Origin of the sequence: Pectobacterium polonicum (assembly GCF_005497185.1) — a bacterium.
Classification (GTDB): Bacteria; Pseudomonadota; Gammaproteobacteria; order Enterobacterales; family Enterobacteriaceae; genus Pectobacterium; species Pectobacterium polonicum.
On the sequence record NZ_RJTN01000012.1, the window covers coordinates 116909 to 133805 of the forward strand.

Annotated in this window: 17 protein-coding genes and 1 rRNA gene; 9 read left to right on the forward strand and 9 right to left on the reverse strand. The window is 50.2% G+C overall.

The features are described 5' to 3' along the window. Positions 1–24: 24 nt before the first annotated feature. The 3 genes from EDI29_RS13610 to EDI29_RS13620 form a co-directional block, all read right to left on the reverse strand. Positions 25–747 carry an amino acid ABC transporter ATP-binding protein gene (locus EDI29_RS13610; RefSeq protein ID WP_005973500.1) on the reverse strand — a complete coding sequence of 241 codons (723 nt, stop codon included), beginning with the start codon at positions 745–747 and terminating at the stop codon, positions 25–27. Next, positions 734–1498 carry an amino acid ABC transporter permease gene (locus tag EDI29_RS13615; protein WP_137741306.1) on the reverse strand — a complete coding sequence of 255 codons (765 nt, stop codon included), beginning with the start codon at positions 1496–1498 and terminating at the stop codon, positions 734–736. Before EDI29_RS13615 ends, EDI29_RS13610 begins: the two co-directional genes overlap by 14 nt. 133 nt (positions 1499–1631) lie before the next feature. After that, the gene (locus EDI29_RS13620) at positions 1632–2402 is read right to left on the reverse strand and encodes a basic amino acid ABC transporter substrate-binding protein (protein WP_137741307.1); all 771 of its coding nucleotides are present in this window, start codon (positions 2400–2402) and stop codon (positions 1632–1634) included. Between the two features lie 352 nt (positions 2403–2754). On the opposite strand from EDI29_RS13620, the gene ftsB reads away from it, so the two are divergent. The 7 genes from ftsB (at position 2755) to rpoS (ending at position 8830) form a co-directional block, all read left to right on the forward strand. Further along, positions 2755–3090, forward strand: a complete 336-nt coding sequence (gene ftsB, locus EDI29_RS13625) for a cell division protein FtsB (protein ID WP_137741308.1) — start codon at positions 2755–2757, stop codon at positions 3088–3090. Positions 3091–3093: 3 nt separating this feature from the next. Further along, the gene (ispD, locus tag EDI29_RS13630) at positions 3094–3807 is read left to right on the forward strand and encodes a 2-C-methyl-D-erythritol 4-phosphate cytidylyltransferase (RefSeq protein ID WP_137741309.1); all 714 of its coding nucleotides are present in this window, start codon (positions 3094–3096) and stop codon (positions 3805–3807) included. Between the two features lie 53 nt (positions 3808–3860). Then, on the forward strand, positions 3861–4358 hold the full coding sequence (gene ispF / locus EDI29_RS13635) for a 2-C-methyl-D-erythritol 2,4-cyclodiphosphate synthase (RefSeq protein ID WP_137741310.1): 498 nt from the start codon (positions 3861–3863) through the stop codon (positions 4356–4358). Between the two features lie 117 nt (positions 4359–4475). Further along, positions 4476–5522, forward strand: a complete 1047-nt coding sequence (truD, locus tag EDI29_RS13640) for a tRNA pseudouridine(13) synthase TruD (RefSeq protein WP_137741311.1) — start codon at positions 4476–4478, stop codon at positions 5520–5522. Positions 5523–5662: 140 nt separating this feature from the next. Continuing rightward, a complete protein-coding gene (locus EDI29_RS13645; protein WP_107169047.1) occupies positions 5663–6289 on the forward strand; it encodes a protein-L-isoaspartate(D-aspartate) O-methyltransferase in 627 nt (208 codons plus the stop codon). Positions 6290–6761: 472 nt separating this feature from the next. Further along, entirely contained in the window at positions 6762–7784 is a 1023-nt protein-coding gene (gene nlpD / locus EDI29_RS13650) for a murein hydrolase activator NlpD (protein ID WP_193555664.1), read from the forward strand. A gap of 53 nt (positions 7785–7837) precedes the next feature. After that, complete coding sequence (rpoS, locus tag EDI29_RS13655; protein WP_107169049.1) at positions 7838–8830, forward strand: RNA polymerase sigma factor RpoS; 993 nt, start codon at positions 7838–7840, stop codon at positions 8828–8830. Positions 8831–8935: 105 nt separating this feature from the next. Here the strand turns inward: rpoS and proS are convergent, their stop codons facing one another. The 6 genes from proS to metN all read right to left on the reverse strand — a co-directional run bounded on the left by proS (position 8936) and on the right by metN (position 14772). Then, on the reverse strand, positions 8936–10654 hold the full coding sequence (gene proS, locus EDI29_RS13660; protein WP_137741313.1) for a proline--tRNA ligase: 1719 nt from the start codon (positions 10652–10654) through the stop codon (positions 8936–8938). A 144-nt stretch (positions 10655–10798) separates the two neighbouring features. Continuing rightward, complete coding sequence (tsaA, locus tag EDI29_RS13665; RefSeq protein ID WP_137741314.1) at positions 10799–11515, reverse strand: tRNA (N6-threonylcarbamoyladenosine(37)-N6)-methyltransferase TrmO; 717 nt, start codon at positions 11513–11515, stop codon at positions 10799–10801. Next, complete coding sequence (gene rcsF, locus EDI29_RS13670) at positions 11512–11922, reverse strand: Rcs stress response system protein RcsF (RefSeq protein WP_137741315.1); 411 nt, start codon at positions 11920–11922, stop codon at positions 11512–11514. The genes tsaA and rcsF overlap by 4 nt, the downstream gene beginning before the upstream one ends. A gap of 295 nt (positions 11923–12217) precedes the next feature. Continuing rightward, entirely contained in the window at positions 12218–13033 is an 816-nt protein-coding gene (locus EDI29_RS13675; RefSeq protein ID WP_137741316.1) for a MetQ/NlpA family lipoprotein, read from the reverse strand. 61 nt (positions 13034–13094) lie between these two features. Beyond that, complete coding sequence (locus tag EDI29_RS13680; protein ID WP_107169054.1) at positions 13095–13748, reverse strand: methionine ABC transporter permease MetI; 654 nt, start codon at positions 13746–13748, stop codon at positions 13095–13097. Next, a complete protein-coding gene (gene metN / locus EDI29_RS13685; protein WP_137741317.1) occupies positions 13741–14772 on the reverse strand; it encodes a methionine ABC transporter ATP-binding protein MetN in 1032 nt (343 codons plus the stop codon). The genes EDI29_RS13680 and metN overlap by 8 nt, the downstream gene beginning before the upstream one ends. Positions 14773–14952: 180 nt before the next feature. Between metN and gmhB the strand changes: the two genes are divergently transcribed. Both gmhB and EDI29_RS13695 read left to right on the forward strand, forming a co-directional pair. After that, positions 14953–15516 (forward strand): D-glycero-beta-D-manno-heptose 1,7-bisphosphate 7-phosphatase, encoded by a 564-nt coding sequence (gene gmhB, locus EDI29_RS13690; protein WP_137741318.1) that lies wholly within the window; start codon positions 14953–14955, stop codon positions 15514–15516. A 381-nt stretch (positions 15517–15897) separates the two neighbouring features. Beyond that, a 16S ribosomal RNA gene (locus EDI29_RS13695) occupies positions 15898–16897 on the forward strand; the annotation flags it as partial.

Below are 16897 nucleotides of genomic sequence, written 5' to 3' on the forward strand. Positions count from 1 at the left end.
CCCATTATTTTACCGCATTCAACGTTACAGTATCTTGCTCAAGAAAGCCTGCGTGCGTGGGTTACTCGGATGAGTAAAGATCGCCTCTGGTGTCCCCTGCTCCTGAATAATCCCCTGATCGATAAAGATCACTCTGTCTGCGACCTCTCTGGCAAATGCCATTTCATGGGTTACGATGACCATGGTCATGCCTTCGTTTGCCAGCGTTTTCATGACGGCCAGCACTTCGCCAACCAGCTCTGGATCTAGCGCGGATGTCGGCTCATCGAACAGCATGATGGCGGGTTCCATCGCTAACGCGCGGGCAATCGCGACGCGCTGCTGTTGACCACCGGATAGGCTGTTTGGCCAGGCATCGATTTTATCCAGCAGGCCGACCTTACTGAGCAACGCTTTAGCTCGTTCTACGGCTTGGGCGCGGGGTAATTTCTTCACGCCCATCGGCGCCATAATCACGTTTTCCAACACCGTCATGTGCGGGAACAGATTAAAGCGCTGAAACACCATCCCCACGCTTTCGCGCATACGGTTGATATCCGTTTTCTGATCGTGAATGGCAAAACCGTTAACCGTAATCTCGCCCGCAGACAGCGTCTCCAACGCGTTGATACAGCGCAGAAAGGTGCTTTTTCCTGAACCGGATGGGCCAATCAGGCAAAGCACTTCCTGAGGCGCAATGTCACAGGAAATGCCACGCAGGACATGGGTATCGCCAAACTGTTTTTGCAGGTTATTAACGTGAATCACTTTTGCCAAACCTCATTTCCATGTGCCGCACCAGCAGCGAGAGCAGGAAAGTAATAACCCAATAGACGATAGAGATCGTCAGATAGGGTTCCCAGTACGTGGCATAAGCCCCTGACACCGTGCGAGCAGCGTAGGCGAGATCCGCCAATCCAATTGCTGAGGCCAGCGAGGAATCTTTCACAATCGCGATGGCGTTGTTACCTAACGGTGGCAACATACGGCGAAAAGCCTGTGGCAGGATCACTTTCCGCATGGTGCGGCCATAGCTCATGCCGAGAGAGCGTGAAGCTTCCATTTGACCACGATCGATAGACTGAATACCGGCACGGAATATCTCAGAGACATAGGCTCCCGCGTTCAGTGTGATGGCCACTACGCAAGAGAGGAATGCACCGTAATCTGAGCGTAATGTGCGGGCAAAATCGACCGACATCATATTGCTGGTGACCAGCAGCCCGTCACGCGGGTTGATGAACAGCGGCACCAGCGCGAAGTGCACCACCATGATTTGCACAAACAGCGGCGTACCCCGAAAGGCGCTGATGTAGATTCGCACCGGCCATTGAACGCCGTAGTGCAGGATATATTTCCACGGTCCGTGCGGCGCTTGCGCTAAGCGGCCCAATCCGAGCGTTAATCCCCAGCAGGTGCCAAGAATGACACAGATAATGGTGCATTTGATGGTCATCCAGGTGCCTTCCATAAATAGGGGGGCATATTCCTGAATGATCTCCCAACGAAATCCCGTCAAGATCGTTTCCTTTTTTGAATAGGCTAACGTAATGATTATTCTAAAGTAAACCGGACAGACTAGCTGTCCGGTTGGTGCGACGTCTCATGCGAGGCGATGGAGATCAGGAGAAGTTCGCGGTGTCTTACAGACGTTATTCTGCGGGTAAGGTTGGCACGTTGTTATCAAACCAGGTTTGATAGATCTTGGCGTAGGTGCCGTCAGCCACAATTTTTTTCAGCCCAGCGTTAATCTTCTCACGCAGTTGATCGTTGCCTTTTGCGACGGCGATCCCAAAATATTGGCGCTCGAATTTGGCGTCGGAAACCAGATTGAACTGTTTTTCAGGGTGCGTCTTAATGTAAAACTTCACCACGCCCACATCGCCAACTGCCGCACCCACACCGTCCTCATACAGCTCTTGTAACATTAACGGGGTGTTATCAAAGCGTTTAATCGATGTACTGTTTTTGCCTAATACATCGGAAACCACGATATCGGCGGTACTGGAGTTCACGACGCCCACTTTGTGATCTTTCAGCGCGGCAATTGAGTCGATCGTCGAACCTTTAGGAACGACGATCGATTGCTCAGCAGGGAAATAAGGCGTAGAGAAATCGACCATTTGCTTACGTTTGTCGGTAATGGTGATACCGGAGATGATAATGTCGCGATCGCCGGAGTTTAAGGTCGCAAAGATGCCTTCCCACGGCGTGTTGATCAGCTTGATATTAAAATTCTCTGCTTTGGCGATCGCTTTAATAATATCAATATCAAAGCCTTCCAGCTCTTTCTGCGCATTTTCAAACTCAAAGGGACGGTAGGTTCCGCCTGAGCCGACAACATAAGTGGGTTCAGCGGCGAAGGCGCCCGTTGATAATGCGGTGGCGAAGATCGCACCAACGAATAACAATTTTTTGAACATGGTTTTCTCCTGGTTTAAATGTAAAACTTTCTTTTTTTATGCACTTTGTATGCATAAAAATACACAGATAGCATTAATGGTTCAACTGACGTTTTCCTATGGACGGTTTTGCTCATGCGATGGCCGCATGTTGCATCACCTGACAAATAGCGGTGGCCGTAGAAAGAATGACGCTGATGAAGAGATGACGACGGCGCTATTTGAGGAGCCCGCGAGCGAGGATTTGGCCTGCTGACGACCAGAAATATCCCTATTTGGGGACGCAACGAGGTGAATCTTGCCTTCCACTACCGGACACAGTGGAGTCGAAACAAAAGTTATGGGATGATTAGGCGGTTTTTCAGGGGGCGGGATGGGAAAGCTTACGCTGTTATTATTGATATTGCTTGGCTGGCTTCAGTACTCACTGTGGCTGGGCAAAAATGGCATTCACGATTATGTTCGGGTGAACGATGATGTTGTTGTCCAACTGGGTAACAATGCCAAATTAAAAGACCGCAACGAACAACTGTTTGCTGAAATTGACGACCTCAATGGCGGACAAGAGGCGATAGAAGAGCGTGCACGTAATGAACTAGGCATGATCAAGCCTGGTGAAAGCTTTTATCGTCTGGTGCCAGAATCGGGGCATCGTAGCGTGAATACAACTTCACCCAATTCGACTTCATCCAATAATACACAACGTTGACGCATGCAGACATCACGCCTTTCCCCGCCAGACATTGTTGCTGTTTTACCCGCCGCGGGTAACGGCAGCCGGATGCAGAACGATCGTCCTAAACAGTACCTGACGATTGGCAATGATGCGATCGGCCATAAAACCATTCTTGAACATACCATCGATGCGCTTTTGCGCCACCCGCGAGTACAGCGTGTCGTCGTTGCCATTAGCCCGAATGACGTATTCTTTCATACCCTGGCGATTGCCAACGATCCCCGTATTTGTGTCGTGACGGGCGGACAGCAGCGTGCGGATTCCGTATTGGCTGGGCTGGCTACCGTTGCCGATACGGCGTGGGCGTTGGTGCATGATGCTGCGCGTCCGTGTCTGCATCAGGACGATCTGACGCGCTTGCTGGCGATTGTCGAGCAGAGTGACGTCGGTGGAATTCTGGCCGCACCGGTTCGTGATACCATGAAACGTGGCACGAACGGGTTTATCGACCACACGGTAGAACGTAACGATTTATGGCATGCGCTGACGCCACAGCTTTTCCCTGCGGCGCTGCTGAAACAGTGTTTGCAACGTGCGCTTCAGGATGGTGTTACCGTTACGGACGAAGCCTCTGCGCTGGAATATTGTGGCTATCGCCCGCAAATTGTCAGCGGGCGGTCGGATAATATAAAAGTCACGCGTCCAGAGGATTTGGCATTGGCCGAATTCTATTTAACCCGTTTGCAGTAACCTCATTTTATTCGCTAAATTTATTCGTTAAATACATATAAGGAGAACGCGCGATGCGTATCGGTCACGGTTTTGATGTCCATAAGTTTGGTGGAGAAGGTCCGCTGGTGATCGGTGGCGTGCGAATTCCTTATTCTCAAGGCCTGCTGGCGCATTCCGATGGGGATGTGGTGTTACACGCGGTGACCGATGCCCTATTAGGTGCGGCTGCGTTGGGCGATATTGGCAAGCTGTTTCCTGATACCGATCCGGCTTTTAAAGGCGCGGACAGCCGCGGCCTGCTGCGTGAAGCCTGGCGTCGTATCAATGAAAAGGGCTATCAGCTAGGTAATCTGGACGTTACGATTATTGCGCAGGCACCGAAAATGGCCCCGCATATTCCGCAAATGCGTGTGAATCTGGCGGAAGATTTGCAGTGCCACATGGATGACGTCAATGTGAAAGCCACTACGACAGAACAGTTGGGTTTTACTGGTCGTGGTGAAGGCATTGCCTGCGAAGCCGTTGCCTTGCTCGTTAAAAAAGGAACGGGCGAAATTGTTGCGTGGTAAGCCGCTCTTTATAAGCCATGTTTTATCAACAACACCTTGTCAATAATAGAAAATTAACAGTATAAGAAACAATGTCATGACTGCGTATCATCCAGTTATGCACCTTGTAGGATAACGATGGAAAATAGCGAACAGCTCGTCTGGCTGCATGGTGAACCACAGGCTACTGGCTCATTGAAGTCCGCCGCGGAAGATTTTCTGGTGGTGGAAGATCTGGGGTTTCAGCCAGATGGTGATGGTGAACAGGTTTTGGTGCGCGTACGTAAGCGCGGCTGCAATACGCAATTCGTAGCTGAGATGCTGGCAAAATTTGCCCGTCTGCCGCTGCGTGCCGTTAGCTATGCGGGTCTGAAAGATCGCCATGCTGTCACCGAACAGTGGTTTTGCCTGCATATGCCGGGAAAAGAGACGCCAGATTTCTCTTTGCTGGAACTTGACGGTTGTGACGTACTTGAGGTGACTCGCCACCGCCGCAAATTGCGCATTGGTACGCTACGGGGTAACCATTTTACTCTGGTGTTGCGTCAGGTGAGCGATCGACACGAGGTGGAAGCGCGTTTGGCGCTGATAGCCGCTAACGGCGTCCCTAATTATTTCGGTAGTCAGCGTTTTGGACGGAACGGGAATAATCTTGAGCAGGCACGTCTTTGGGCAAATAATGATATTCGGGTAAAAGAACGTAGTAAGCGTAGCTTTTATCTTTCTGCCAGCCGCAGTGCGATGTTTAATCAGGTTGCCAGTGCGAGACTGATGCAACAGCAAGCGCAAACCGTTTTGTGTGGCGACGCGTTACAGTTAACGGGTCGCGGTAGCTGGTTTGTTGCTAAACCTGATGAATTGGAAACCTTGCAGGCGCGTCTTGATGCGGGCGAACTCCAGATTACTGCACCGCTGCCCGGTGATGGTGAACTGGGTACGCAGGATGACGCGCGAGTATTTGAAGAACAGGCCTTGAGCGGACAAGAAACGCTATGGTCTTTGGTCAAACGTGAGCGGGTTGAACCTGCCCGGCGCGCTGTGCTGCTCTATCCGCAGCAAATGCAGTGGGAATGGCAGGATAACGCAACCGTAGACGTGAAATTCTGGCTACCTGCGGGCAGCTTTGCGACCAGTGTGGTACGTGAATTACTGCATGCTCAGCAGGATACCGATCTCGGTGCTTGATGCGCAGTGAAGCTTTTTTGCAGAAAATAGTTGAAGAGAATCAATGCTAGTCACTGCGTGATAGCGGCGGCTGGTCTACCCCTGTGCGGGAAAATTGCTGTATTGGTGGCGAGGTTAACCAGAGCTGAGGTCGGCGGGGAATGGTAAACAAACGTATAGAAACGTTGCTGGCACAACTGCGCCAGCAAGGCATTCAGGATGAACGTCTGCTGAAAGCAATAGAAGCCGTACCCAGAGAACGCTTTGTTGACGAGGCGTTTGAACATAAAGCGTATGAGAACACTGCTCTACCTATCGGCTCCGGCCAGACTATCTCGCAACCTTATATGGTCGCGAAGATGACGGAGCTGCTCAACCTGACGCCGGTATCCCGCGTGCTCGAGATTGGCACCGGTTCAGGTTACCAAACGGCGATTTTAGCGCATTTAGTTCGACACGTTTGCTCCGTTGAACGCATCAAAGGGCTGCAATGGCAGGCTAAACGTCGTTTAAAGCAGCTTGATTTGCACAATATTTCAACCCGTCATGGCGATGGGTGGCAGGGGTGGGCATCGCGTGGGCCATTTGATGCCATTATCGTTACGGCGGCACCGCCGGAAATTCCCCAGGCCCTGTTGGGACAGCTTGATGAGGGCGGCGTAATGGTGTTGCCCGTCGGTGAACAGTCGCAAATACTGCAAGTTGTTCAGCGCCGTGCTGGCGAATTTATTATTCAAACGGTTGAAGCAGTTCGGTTTGTTCCGCTAGTCAAAGGCGAATTAGCCTGATACCGTGACGATGGTGTGCATGTGTTGCTAAGTCTTTAAAATTTCAATACAACGGTTTTATGGTGCGAACTTGTTGGTATTGTTAGCATCCAATCATCGTGGTGCCTCTCCTGTTTTGCTTATGCACCAGCGATGGTGAAGTAGCGATCTTTCTCGTTCCAACTTAACGAATAAAATATCGGTTACGCTACAATCATTTACGCTACGGTCAGTTAAGCGACAGCAGATGTGAAGCAGACATGTCCAAATTGAGTTCTGAGTATTATTGTTTTTTTGAACGTTATATAGCCTAAATAATTCGAGTTGCAGGACAAAACAGGGGCGCCTTGAACAACACCGAACGTTGTCCCGCTAGGATGAAGCTCGCAGATGAGCCGAGTATTGCCAGCATCGATGCAACTTGAAGTATGATGGATAGAGTTACTTTTTTGAACGCTATAGTTATAGGGGAGTAAGGCGCATGGGAAGCCGAATGATGAATTTGCGTCACATTGCTGCGTGTATGGTGGTTGTCTTTGGGGTGGCTGGATGCTCCAACAATAATTCCAAATCCGCACCGATCAGCAGCGTTGACGGAAATACGGGCAGCCGAGGGGGGATGTTATCTGCGCCGCCACCGCGCATTTCAACGGCGGGTGAAAATGTAGCAACAACGTCCGATGGCCGGATCGTTTATAACCGCAGCTACGGTAATATCCCGAAAGGCAGCTACAGCGGCGGAAACTCGTACACCGTTAAGCGGGGAGACACCCTGTTTTATATTGCCTGGATTACTGGTAATGACTACCGGGATCTGGCGCAGCGCAACAATATTCCTGAGCCATATAGTCTGAATGTGGGGCAATCGCTGAGTTTAGGCAACGGGCTCGGTAACAATACATCGGGCGGCGGCCTGACGAGCGGCGGCGGAATGTTGGCAACAACCGATGCCACCCGAGGTGGAGTACCGACGCCGCCATCAAGTGCTCAAATACAAACTACATCGGTTGATTCTCAGTCAACTAATGCGTATTCTGGTAACCAGGGTAAACAGAATGTAGGTAAGATGTTACCTACGGCAGGGGCAACAACAACCGCTCCTGTTTCCGCACCAGCGGCTGTTGCCAGCAGCAATACGGCTGCTGTCGCCAGTTGGCGTTGGCCTACCGATGGGAAAGTCATAGATAGTTTCTCCGATTCCGAAGGGGGAAATAAAGGGATTGATATCGCCGGCTCACGTGGGCAACCGATCACCGCAACTGCCAGTGGGCGTGTGGTGTATGCGGGCAATGCACTACGTGGTTACGGAAATCTGATAATCATCAAGCATAATGATGACTACCTCAGTGCCTATGCCCATAACGATACGATGCTAGTCCGTGAGCAGCAGGATGTCACGGCAGGACAAAAAATCGCTACGATGGGCAGTACAGGCACCAGCTCAGTTCGCTTGCACTTTGAAATTCGTTACAAGGGGAAATCCGTAAACCCGCTGCGTTTTCTGCCGCAGCGATAAATCGGGCAGAGTATTTCGGTATTCTGCCAAGGGATCACGGGTAGGAGCCACTTATGAGCCAAAGTACGCTGAAAGTTAACGAGTTACATGAAGATACCGATTTCGACGAAAATGGACTTGACGTTTTTGACGATAAAGCGCTGGCAGAGGAAGATACCAATGATAGTGACTCGGCGGAAGACGAGCTGTTATCGCAAGGGGTCCCACAGCGTGTTCTAGACGCAACGCAACTCTATTTGGGAGAAATCGGCTATTCGCCGCTTTTAACCGCAGAAGAAGAAGTTTATTTTGCACGACGTGCGCTGCGTGGTGATATCCCATCGCGCCGCCGAATGATCGAGAGTAACCTGCGGCTGGTAGTGAAAATTGCCCGCCGTTACAACAATCGTGGCCTGGCATTGCTGGACCTGATTGAAGAGGGAAATCTTGGTCTGATCCGTGCGGTTGAAAAATTCGATCCAGAAAGAGGATTCCGTTTTTCAACCTACGCGACGTGGTGGATTAGACAGACGATAGAGCGGGCGATTATGAATCAAACCCGCACCATCCGTTTGCCTATCCATATTGTCAAAGAACTCAACGTTTATCTGCGCACCGCGCGCGAGTTGTCTCATAAACTGGATCACGAGCCGAGTGCGGAAGAAATTGCCGAACAGCTTGATAAGCCCGTTGATGACGTCAACCGCATGCTACGCTTGAATGAGCGCATTACGTCCGTCGATACCCCGTTGGGTGGTGATTCGGAAAAAGCGCTGCTGGATATTCTGGCTGACGAAAAAGATAACGGACCTGAAGACACCACGCAGGATAACGATATGAAGCAGAATATCGTTAAATGGTTGTTTGAGCTTAACGCCAAACAGCGTGAGGTGTTGGCGCGTCGTTTCGGCCTTTTAGGGTATGAAGCGGCTACGCTGGAAGATGTGGGTCGTGAAATCGGCTTAACGCGCGAACGTGTTCGTCAGATTCAGGTCGAAGGTTTACGCCGCCTGCGGGAAATTTTGCAGGTTCAGGGGTTGAGCATTGAAGAGCTGTTTCGTGAATAATTCGTGACGAGTTGCTGATGTCTTGAAATAAAAAATGGTGGGGAAACCCACCATTTTTTTATGCTTGTATTCGCCCTTTCACACGAAAGGGCGGTCCGACGGCGATTAGCGTACGATATTCGCCAGCAGGAAATCGATGATTTCGCTGGTTTTAATCATTTGCTTTTCACCGACCCGACGGTTCTTATATTCAATCTCTTCGCTATCCAGATTGCGATCGCCAATCACGATGGTATGCGGTACGCCAATCAATTCCATATCGGCGAACATCACGCCCGGACGCTCTTTACGATCGTCGAGCAGAACTTCAATACCTTTAGCGCGCAACTGCTGATAGATATCCTCAGCGACTTCCTTCACGCGGAAAGATTTGTGCATGTTCATTGGCAGAATGGCAACGTGGAAAGGTGCAATCGCATCTGGCCAGATGATGCCACGTTCATCATGATTTTGCTCAATCGCTGCCGCGACAACGCGCGTTACACCAATACCGTAGCAGCCCATCGTCAGCGTCTGGTTACGGCCGTCTTCGCCCTGAACGGTCGCTTTCAACGCCTCAGAATACTTGCTGCCCAGTTGGAAGATATGGCCCACTTCGATACCGCGTTTAATTTGCAGCGTACCTTTATCGTCTGGGCTGATGTCGCCTTCAACCACGTTGCGGATATCTGCAACCTGCGGCAGTGCAACATCACGCTCCCAGTTGATGCCAAAATAGTGTTTGCCATCAATGTTTGCGCCAGCGCTGAAGTCGCTCATGGCGGCAACAGTACGATCGACGACGACAGGAATCGACAGTTTGACGGGGCCTAGCGAGCCTGGGCCTGCGCCGATGATTGCACGGATTTCTTCTTCCGTTGCGAATGTCAGCGGGCTGGCTACCTGAGCAATTTTTTCTGCTTTGATTTCATTAAGTTCGTGATCGCCACGAACCAGCAACGCAACCAGTTTATGGCCACTTTCTTCCGTCGCTTTAACCAACAGCGTTTTCACCGTTTTTTCTACCGGCAGCTTAAACTGCTCAACCAGCTCGGCGATGGTCTTGGCGTTTGGCGTATCAACCACACGCAGCTCTTCCGTCGCTTCGGCACGGCCTAATTTCGGCGCAACGGCTTCTGCCAGTTCAATGTTTGCCGCGTAGTCGGATTCCGTTGAGAAAACGATATCGTCTTCACCGCTGGTTGCCAGCACCTGGAACTCATGGGACGCATTACCACCGATAGAGCCGGTATCCGCCTGAACCGCTCTGAAATCCAGATCCATACGGCTGAAAATCTTGCTGTAAGCGGCGTACATGGCGTCGTAGGTGACCTGCAACGATTCCTGTGACGTGTGGAAAGAGTAGGCATCTTTCATCAGGAACTCACGCGAGCGCATCACGCCAAAACGCGGACGAACTTCATCGCGAAATTTAGTCTGAATCTGGAAGAAATTCAGCGGTAACTGCTTGTAAGAGCTGATTTCATTACGAATCAGGTCTGTAATAACTTCTTCGTGTGTTGGGCCGAGTACGAACGGGCGTTCGCCACGATCGACAAAGCGTAGCAGTTCTGGGCCATACTGATCCCAACGTCCACTTTCCACCCATAAATCGGCAGGTTGAACAACCGGCATGGACACTTCAATGGCGCCCGCGTTGTTCATCTCTTCGCGCACGATGTTTTCAACTTTTCTCAAAACACGTAAACCGGTCGGCAACCAGGTGTAAAGGCCGGAGGCCAGTTTACGAATCATTCCTGCACGGAGCATCAACTGATGGCTGATGACTTCCGCATCGGCTGGTGTCTCCTTGAGGGTGGAGAGCATGTATTGGCTAGTACGCATGGGGTTTTAGTTCCGTTAGAACAACAAATAGCATAGGGCTGCCGCGCAGCCGAAGGCACATAAAAAGTGGTTTAGTTTACCAGCGTGGGCAGCGTGTCAAAAGAGAGCAGGAACAATTTTAGAATATATTGCTGGACTCATGTCTTAACACGTGTGAGACGGGTCGAGGCTTAACACTTCGGTTTGTTCTCCACTGACGCGCCAACGCACATTGAATTCCAACAGTAAAACGGTGTATTCCCGCGTGGCGCTTTCCCCTTTACGGTAGGCGGGGCGCGGATCTTGCGCCAATACCTGCGAGATAAAGCGTTTCAACTGAGGATATTTCTTTTGGTGTTCGGCAATCTGGTTTTCTGCATGCGGCGAAAAAAATACCGGCATCGTGGCATCGGGTGCCATTTGGGCGAAACCCGCTCGCGCCTGAGGATAGCTTTCTGCAAAAGGTAGGTAAGGCTTGATATCGACGACCGGTGTGCCATCGACCAAATCAAGGCTGCCTAATTCGAGCGTAATGACCTCGCCTTTTGTGCTGATTCCTTTTAATTCAACCAGCGACATACCGACAGGGTTGGGGCGAAAAGTGGAACGCGTAGCGAAAACGCCTGTACGAGTATTTCCTCCCAGACGCGGTGGTCGAACCGTTGGACGCCAGCCGCCTTCCATCGTTTGATGAAAGATGAACAGTATCCAAATATGGCTGAAATCTTCTAGCCCCCGCACACAGTCGGCTTGGTTATATGGCGGTAATAGCTGAAGTTCACCACCTCCATCTTCAATCAGACCCGGTTGCCGCGGAATAGCAAATTTTTCTTTATACGGTGAACGGATAATCCCGATCTGATTGAAAACAAATTGACTCATTGCGCAGAGACTTTCAGCGCGGTGCCTTGGCAAACGACCTGACTATAGCAACCCGCGACGCCGCTAACGGTTTGGCATTCATGCAGTAAAACCGCATTGGCCTTCATTGCCGTTGCGCGGTTCTGCATTCTTTTACGTGCATTTGCTGTGTTGGGAGGAGAGTCCTGAGCGCTGACTTGACATGAAGAACCTGAAACTTCACCCATATCACGGAAAGGTTTGCCGACTAATTCTTCAGCGCTTTTATATAGCACGGCTGGAGCAGGGCGAACGGGGGGCTTTGGTTTCGGAGCGGGTTCTACGGTTTTGGTTTCAACAATAGGTTGAGGAACGGGTGCCTGTGGCTTCTGAAATAAAGAACAGCCTGTCAGCGACATGGCTAACAATATAAAGGGAACAGCACGCATTAAAGGATTCCTCTGCTTTTTCTCAAAGAGCGAGTATTGAAGCAAGCAATTGCACAAATAACAAGACGGGCCGTAGCCCGTCTTACAGATATCTTTTAATTAAACGCATATACTCGTCATACTTCAAGTTGCATGTGCGTTGGTTACGCTACTCGGCGCACTTACGTGTGCCTCGCCCCGTTGGGGGCGTGACAAGGCTTATCAATAAGTCTTGTCCTAGCGGGCCAACGCTTTGCGTTGTTCAAACGTTAACGTTTGTCCTGAAACTTGAATTATTTAGCGTATAATTGCTGTATTACCAGCCTTTCACTGCGCCGCCATTAAAGATTTTATTGGCTGCTTCATTGACTTCGTCAGACTGGTAAGCCTGAACGAATTTCTTCACGCTTTCAGCATCTTTGTTGTCTTCGCGTGAAACCAGCAGGTTTACATACGGAGAATCTTTCTCTTCAACAAACAGGCCATCTTTAGTTGGCGTTAGGTTAATCTGGCTAGCGTAAGTGGTGTTGATGACAGCCAGCGCGATTTGCGCATCATCTAAAGAACGTGGCAGCTGTGGCGCTTCCAGTTCAACCAGTTTGATATTTTTCGGATTTTCAGTGACATCCAGTACCGTTGGCAGCAGGCCAACGTTATCTTTCAGTTTAATCAAGCCGACTTTTTGCAACAGCAGCAGGGAGCGGCCCAGATTGGTCGGGTCGTTTGGCAGCGCAATTTGCGCACCATCTTGCAGCTCGTTCAGCGATTTGATTTTTTTGGAGTAACCAGCAATCGGGTAGACAAAGCTGTTGCCGACAGAAACCAGTTTATAACCACGATCTTTGATCTGCTGATCCAGATAAGGTTTGTGCTGGAAAGCATTCAGATCGATGTCACCTTTGCTCAGCGCTTCATTTGGCAATACGTAGTCGTTAAATGTGACTAACTCAACGTCCAGGCCGTATTTGTCTTTCGCCACTTTTTGCGCGATTTCCGCAACCTGTTGTTCTGCGCCAACAATAACGCCGACTTTAATATGATTAGGATTTTTTTCTTCCTGCCCACATCCCGCTAGCGCCAGAGCACCAATAAGTGCGCCAATGGTCGCAATAGATTTCAGTTTAATCGCCATATCCTTACCCCTAATTAACTGTTTTTGGCAGATGCCTTTAGGCAAATGCGTATTGTGGTGATTACTTATGTGTGACAGCTTTTACTGCCCTGTCGCCGCAGAATTGAATCAGGTAAACCAAAACAACCAGTAATATTAATACCGTATTCATGACCGTCGCGTTATAACCAATATAACCATACTGATAACCAATTTGACCTAAGCCGCCTGCGCCGACGGCACCACCCATAGCAGAATAGCCTACGAGCGTAATGAGAGTGATGGTTGCGGCATTAATTAGCCCCGGTAACGCTTCCGGCAGTAATATCTTTCTGATGATTTGCATCGGCGTTGCACCCATGGCACGGGCGGCTTCGATCAGGCCAGTTGGAATTTCAAGTAGCGCATTTTCCACCATGCGGGCAATAAACGGTGCTGCACCTACGGTGAGAGGAACGATTGCCGCTTGCAGACCAATAGAGGTTCCGACAATGATGCGGGTAAAAGGAATCATCCAGACCAGCAAAATAATGAACGGAATCGAGCGGAAAATGTTTACCAGTGCAGAAACGATCCGGTAGAGCTTTGGATTGGCAATAATTTGCCCCGGACGTGTGGTATACAATAAAACGCCAACAGGTAAGCCAAGCACAAAGCCAAAGAAACCAGAAACGAACGTCATCGCGACGGTTTCCCACACTCCCTTTGCCATTAACCACATCATTGCTTCAGACATAACCCAGAACCTCAACTGTAACGTGACTTTCCTGCAGGAATTGGATTGCGGCTTTGATATCCGCATCGTTGCCGTGCATTTCTGTCAGCATGATGCCGAACTTGACGCCACCGGCATAATCCATCTGAGCACTAATAATGTTGTTGTTAATGTTAAAGCGCCGAGCAACCTCGGACAGCAGCGGGGCATCTACCGATTTGCCAGTAAATTCCATCCGTAATAATGGCGTAGTCTCTGGACGATACTCTGGTGACAAACGAGTGAGGTAATCGTCAGGGATATCCAGATGTAACGTTGACTGGATGAATTTCTGCGCCAGCGGCGTTTTGGGATGCGAGAAGACTTCGCTTACGGTGTCCTGCTCGATGAGCCGTCCGTCACTGATCACCGCAACCTGATCGCAAATGCGTTTCACCACATCCATTTCATGGGTAATAAGAAGAATGGTTAGGCCAAGACGGCGATTGATGTCTTTTAGTAATTCAAGAATCGAGCGCGTCGTTGCAGGATCTAATGCACTGGTCGCTTCGTCACACAGCAGAACCTTGGGATTGCTCGCCAGCGCGCGGGCAATAGCGACACGCTGTTTTTGTCCGCCGGACAAGTTGGCTGGGTACACGTCATGTTTATCTGCTAGCCCAACCAGCTCCAACAATTCATTCACGCGCTTGGCAATATCCGCTTTTGGTGTGTTATCCAATTCCAGTGGTAGCGAAATGTTGCCAAAAACGGTACGCGAAGCGAGCAGGTTGAAATGTTGAAAAATCATGCCGATTTGACGGCGAGCGCGTGTCAGTTGGCTATCAGACAGTTGAGTCAATTCTTGCCCATCTACCAGAACTTTCCCTTCTGTCGGTCGCTCCAATAAATTGACGCAGCGGATCAGTGTGCTTTTACCTGCGCCCGATGCACCGATAACGCCATAGATTTGCCCGGTGGGGACGTGAAGGCTGACATCAGAAAGTGCGGTAATGGCCCGCCCATTCTGCTGGAAAACCTTAGTAATATTAGAAAGTTCAATCATATGTTTTTATCGTAAGTGCCTATGGCTGGATAAATTAGTTTCTGTATCAACAGAATATGAAATGGATGTTAGGGCGTCTAGACGGCTAAGTCAATCGGGATTGTCATGGCTCTACATTCTCTCTGTGGGAGAAAACATGCGATACTACTGCGCAATTTCCGCCATTTAGGAGCAAAGTCAGTGGCACAAAGCGTTCCAGCAATTTTTCTTGATCGTGACGGTACGATCAATGTCGATCATGGTTATGTCCATGAGATTGACGATTTTCAATTTATAGATGGTGTTATCGATGCCATGCGCGAGTTGAAGAGCATGGGGTTCGCGCTGGTTGTGGTGACGAATCAGTCCGGCATCGCCCGCGGTAAATTTACAGAAGATCAGTTTATGCAACTGACGGAATGGATGGACTGGTCGCTGGCAGACCGCGGTGTTGATCTGGATGGCATCTACTTTTGTCCGCATCACCCTGAAGCTGGCGAAGATGAGTATCGGCAGGCCTGTGATTGTCGCAAGCCTGAGCCTGGTATGTTGCTTTCCGCACAGAGCGAGCTGCACATTGATATGGCTGCGTCTTATATGGTGGGAGATAAGTTAGAGGATATGCAGGCTGCAATTGGCGCTGGTGTGGGAAATAAATTACTGGTTCGCACCGGCAAACCGGTTACCGAGCAGGGCGAAGCACTGGCTGATGGTGTGCTGGAAAGCCTCGCAGAGCTGCCAAAATGGATAAAAACGCGCAGTTAACAAGCGGAACGAATGAAAGATGCGCAAACGGAAAAAAGTTTACTAGATTTGCTTGCGCTTCTGAATCGGCTCCCTATAATGCGCCTCCATCGACACGGCGCTGTGAACACACAACCGGGTCGATAAAGAAAGAGAAAACGCTTTAAAATAAACGTTGACTCTGAAGGTGAAAAGCGTAACATACGCCACCTCGCGAAGCGGTTAAGGCCGCAACGCACTGCTCTTTAACAATATAATCAGACAATCTGTGTGGGCACTCACAAGACCGTATCTTAACGATATAAAAAGTCTTGAAGAGTGAACAACAGTAAATTCATTACGAATAAACAGTTACTAATTCTTTGAGCATCGCTGACGAGTTCAGCAAATCAAACAAATCTTAAATTGAAGAGTTTGATCATGGCTCAGATTGAACGCTGGCGGCAGGCCTAACACATGCAAGTCGAGCGGTAGCACAGGGGAGCTTGCTCTCTGGGTGACGAGCGGCGGACGGGTGAGTAATGTCTGGGAAACTGCCTGATGGAGGGGGATAACTACTGGAAACGGTAGCTAATACCGCATAACGTCTTCGGACCAAAGAGGGGGACCTTCGGGCCTCTTGCCATCGGATGTGCCCAGATGGGATTAGCTAGTAGGTGAGGTAATGGCTCACCTAGGCGACGATCCCTAGCTGGTCTGAGAGGATGACCAGCCACACTGGAACTGAGACACGGTCCAGACTCCTACGGGAGGCAGCAGTGGGGAATATTGCACAATGGGCGCAAGCCTGATGCAGCCATGCCGCGTGTGTGAAGAAGGCCTTCGGGTTGTAAAGCACTTTCAGCGGGGAGGAAGGCGGTGAGATTAATACTCTCATCGATTGACGTTACCCGCAGAAGAAGCACCGGCTAACTCCGTGCCAGCAGCCGCGGTAATACGGAGGGTGCAAGCGTTAATCGGAATGACTGGGCGTAAAGCGCACGCAGGCGGTCTGTTAAGTTGGATGTGAAATCCCCGGGCTTAACCTGGGAACTGCATTCAAAACTGACAGGCTAGAGTCTTGTAGAGGGGGGTAGAATTCCAGGTGTAGCGGTGAAATGCGTAGAGATCTGGAGGAATACCGGTGGCGAAGGCGGCCCCCTGGACAAAGACTGACGCTCAGGTGCGAAAGCGTGGGGAGCAAACAGGATTAGATACCCTGGTAGTCCACGCTGTAAACGATGTCGATTTGGAGGTTGTGCCCTTGAGGCGTGGCTTCCGGAGCTAACGCGTTAAATCGACCGCCTGGGGAGTACGGCCGCAAGGTTAAAACTCAAATGAATTGACGGGGGCCCGCACAAGCGGTGGAGCATGTGGTTTAATTCGATGCAACGCGAAGAACCTTACCTACTCTTGACATCCA